A 3,939-nucleotide genomic window follows, 5' to 3' on the forward strand; every position below is an offset into this window, starting at 1 on the left:
GTGTATATCGTCAGTCGCCGCAAGCTGCTCCGGATGTTCCTCGTGCCGGGCATCATCGCCATGCCGATCATCTTCGCTTGGGCCGCCACGACGAGTCTCAGCTACCTCCACATCGGCATCTTCATCGCGGGGCTGCTCACCGTCGGACAGTTCAGCTTCTGGGGCAACTACCTGCCGCGCGTTTATCCGGTTCACTTGCGCGGCACGGGCGAAAGCTTCGCCGCCAACATCGGCGGTCGCCTCATCGGCACGAGCTTCGCCGCGGTCACGACGACGGTCGCCGCCGCGCTCGTCGCCCCGGGCCCCAACGGCTCGCCGCCGAATCCGATCTCCGTCGCGCACATGACCGCCTACGTCGCGGCCGGCGTCGCGCTGACGGTCTACGTCGTCAACTTCATCGCCTCGTTCTGGCTCCCCGAGCCGAAGGAAGGGGAGTTCGACGAGTAGTTCGTCGCTCTTGGTACGCCACGCTCCAGCGTGGCAGCTGTGAACTCGCACGGAGAAGGAGCCACGCTGGAGCGTGGCGTACCAAAAAATCTTCGTTCGTCACGCAATTAGGAATCCAACCATGGCGATCGACGCGAAGACCCCGCCCGAAACTCCCGCCGCCTCGTCGACCGGCCCGACGGTCGACACCGCGCCGGTTCGCACCTCGCGCGGCGCGTGGATGGCCTTGGCCGCCGCGCTCTTGGGCTGGCTCTTCGACGGCGCCGAGATGGGGGTCTTCTCCCTCGTCGGACGTTCGGCCGTGCAAGACATGCTCGGCTATGCGGCCCCGACGGTCGAGCAAGAGCGCGAAGTCGCGTTCATGTTCAGCGTCATCATCGCCGTCTTCTTAGTCGGCGCTGCGACCGGCGGTGTGCTCTTCGGCTGGCTCGGCGATCGGCTTGGGCGCGTGCGGGCGATGAGCCTCAGCGTGCTCACCTATGCGATCTTCACCGGCCTTTGCGGCATCGCCCAAACGCCGCTCCAACTCGGCATCCTCCGCTTCATCGCCTCGCTCGGCATGGGTGGCGAGTGGGCGCTCGGTGTGGCGCTGGTCATGGAAGTCTGGCCGAATCGATCGCGTGCGCTGATGGCCGGCCTCATCGGCGCGGCGGCGAATTGCGGCTACTTGCTCGTCGGGTTCCTCGGCATCGCGTTAGGCGCCCTACTCACGGATTTCCAGATCATTCTCACCGACATCGGCCTTCCCGAGGCGACGGTGACGATGCTCGTCAAGAACAAGGGGTGGCGGCTGATGATGATCGCCGGCACGCTTCCGGCGCTTCTCACGTTCTTCTTCCGCATCTTCGTACCCGAGTCGCATAAGTGGGAAGCGGAGCAGGGGAAGGGGAACACATCGAACTGGGCGACCGTCGATTTGCTCGGCGTGTTGGTCGGCGCGCTCGGCCCCGCGGTGATCGTCTATGTTTGGTCGACCAATAGCATCGCCGACCAGTGGCTCGTGCCGATTCGTATCGTCGGCACGTTAGCCGGGCTCACGATCGCGATCGTCGGCTACACGTATCCCGTGTTCCGCTACTTGCAGCGAACCGTGGCGGCGCGACATCTCGATGCGCCCACCAGCCCGTGGCCGACGATTCGGCGAATGCTCCTCGGGGCCTGCCTCAGCGGCGTGGCGCTGCTAGGAACCTGGGGCTCGACTCAAGTCGCCGCGGCCTGGGCCGGCAAACTCACGGAAGGGAAGGCCGAGTTCGCCAACGCGCATGCTCCGTCGTATACCTTGATCGCGTTGTCGCTCGGGGCGATCCTCGGCACGATCGTCGCGGCGATGTGCGGCGACTGGCTCGGCCGACGAATCACGTATTGCCTGATGTGCGTGCTGTCGCTGGCGTCGGTCCTCATCTTCTATCAGACGCACTCGGAGTACGGCACGTCGTTCCTCATCTGGGCGTTCATCCTCGGCGCCACGACCGCCTCGTTCTACGGCTGGCTCCCGCTCTACCTGCCCGAACTCTTCGCCACGAAAGTCCGTGCGACGGGCCAAGGCTTCGCCTTCAACTTCGGCCGCATCCTCGCCGCGATCGGCGGCCTCCAGATGAGCGCGCTCTTACCGTACTTCGCCGACACGAAGACCTACGCAGGCCTCTCCGGCAGCTATCCGGTGGTCTGCAGCTACATCAGCGCGATGTACGGCGTTGCATTTCCCGGAGACCGGACGCAATCGCGTCCCGGCCAATGGAAGGTGCGAAAACCAGTAGGTGTCAGGAACCCTTTCTTGGATCAGAGCGAAAAGGTTCCTGACACCTTTTTTTTACATCCAGAGCGGTTCCGAACGCAGTCATGCCGAGGTCTTATACGCATTCTTGCTTGAAGTAGCGCGCCTCCTCTTGCGCTCCCCCGACCTACCCATCATGCTACGGCGACATTCCTAGCTTGGGAGGTTGCGATGAAGGTGTTGGGGCATTTGCCTTTGGCGGAGTTGGAACGGCTGGAGCGTGTGGAGAAAGACGCGGCGCAGTCCAAACGCCTGCGGATCGTGATTCTCGCCGCCAACGGCTACACGGCGCCGGCGGTGGCGATGTCGGTCGGGCTTTCGCGGCGCATCTGTCAGCGCTGGTTGGCGCGCTACAACGAGTTCGGCCTCGCGGGCTTGGACGACCGACGCGGGGCGGAGCCGCAATCGCCGCTCACGCCGGAGCAAGAGTCGCTCGTTCGGCAGCGGATCGAATCAGGTCCGCGGCCCGACGATCAGGTCTGCTCGCTGCGGGGCGTCGACTTCCAGCGGATCCTCGCCGGCGAGTTCGGCGTGCTGCGGTCGCTGTCGGCCGTTTATCATCTGCTGCATCGTCTGGGCTACTCGTATCTGCGGCCGCGACCGCGGCATCGCCTAGCGGATCCGCAAGCTCAAGAAGAGTTCCAGGCCGCGCTGCCGGCGCGCTTGCAAACGTTGAGCGAGGCTCATCCCGACAAGCGACTGCGCGTTTATTTTCAGGACGAATCACGCTTCGGGCAGCAAGGGACGACGACCAGCGTCTGGGCGCGACGCGGCTCGCGGCCGACGGCGATCCGGCAGACGGAGTATCAATACTTGTGGGTGCTCGGCGCGGTCTGTGCGGAAACCGGGCACGCCGAAGGGCTGCTCAGTCCGCAACTGAATACGAAGATCGTGAACCTGTTCTTGGAGCAGTTCTCACGCACGCTCGCGGCCGACGAACACGCGGCGATGATCTGGGACGGGGCCGGCTTTCACGTCAGCCGGGCGCTGCAAGTTCCGGCCAACGTCACGCTGATTCAATTGCCGCCGTACAGTCCGGAACTCAACCCGGTCGAGAACTTATGGCACTATCTGAAAAGCCACTTCTGGTCGAATCGAGCCTACGCCGACTACGAAGAACTGGAGCAAGCCGCCGTCGATGCCTGGCAAAAGGCCGTCGTCAACGCCGACCTGATGAAATCCGTCTGCGCCGCACCCTACGCAAATCGCGCTACTTCAAATTAGAACGCGTATTATTATCAGAAAGACCGGCCGCGCAGCCTGTCATTTTATTAGAACCCGAAGCTGCATAAGCACCTCGTTGACCCAAACATACTCGGGCGATCGTCCGTCATGGGAAGGAACATGAACCGTCATAACCAAGCAATCCGACTCTCGAACCACCACGAGTAATTGCTGGTCCCAATAAACGGGGCGATTGAGCTTTCTGTCCTGCAGTACGACTTGCAACTTCATATACGATAAACTTGGCACTCGCTCCATCTCCACCAATGAGCAGCGCGATCCGGTCTTCCGAGCGAGTGTGACGGTGTCTTTTAAGGTGTCCGACAAAATGATGGTCGCCGGGTCGTCGAGCAGAATTTGATCCTGCTGAGGCGGCGCATCCGTGTCGATCAACTTGGTCGTATTGAGTTTGATGCCGACTTCGTCGGAGAGAAGGTCCATCAAGCCGACCGCTTCCTTCAACATCAGTTGCCGCGGAGCAAGTCGATAAATGT

The 3,939-nt window shown here is 62.5% G+C and carries 4 protein-coding genes; 3 read left to right on the top strand and 1 reads right to left on the bottom strand.

Features of this window, described 5'->3' with window-relative positions:
• From K8U03_00265 to K8U03_00275, 3 genes are all read left to right on the top strand, one after another.
• The coding region (locus K8U03_00265) for an MFS transporter (protein ID MCE9603317.1) at nucleotides 1-447 on the top strand (447 nt) is incomplete at its 5' end.
• 121 nt (nucleotides 448-568) lie between these two features.
• Nucleotides 569-2,317 carry an MFS transporter gene (locus tag K8U03_00270; GenBank protein MCE9603318.1) on the top strand — a complete coding sequence of 583 codons (1,749 nt, stop codon included), beginning with the start codon at nucleotides 569-571 and terminating at the stop codon, nucleotides 2,315-2,317.
• 75 nt (nucleotides 2,318-2,392) lie between these two features.
• Nucleotides 2,393-3,445 (top strand): IS630 family transposase, encoded by a 1,053-nt coding sequence (locus tag K8U03_00275; GenBank protein MCE9603319.1) that lies wholly within the window; start codon nucleotides 2,393-2,395, stop codon nucleotides 3,443-3,445.
• 39 nt (nucleotides 3,446-3,484) lie between these two features.
• Here K8U03_00275 and K8U03_00280 read toward each other — a convergent pair.
• On the bottom strand, nucleotides 3,485-3,939 hold a 455-nt coding region (locus K8U03_00280; protein ID MCE9603320.1), incomplete at its 5' end, for a hypothetical protein.

The organism is Planctomycetia bacterium, from assembly GCA_021413845.1.
GTDB lineage: Bacteria > Planctomycetota > Planctomycetia > Pirellulales > PNKZ01 > PNKZ01.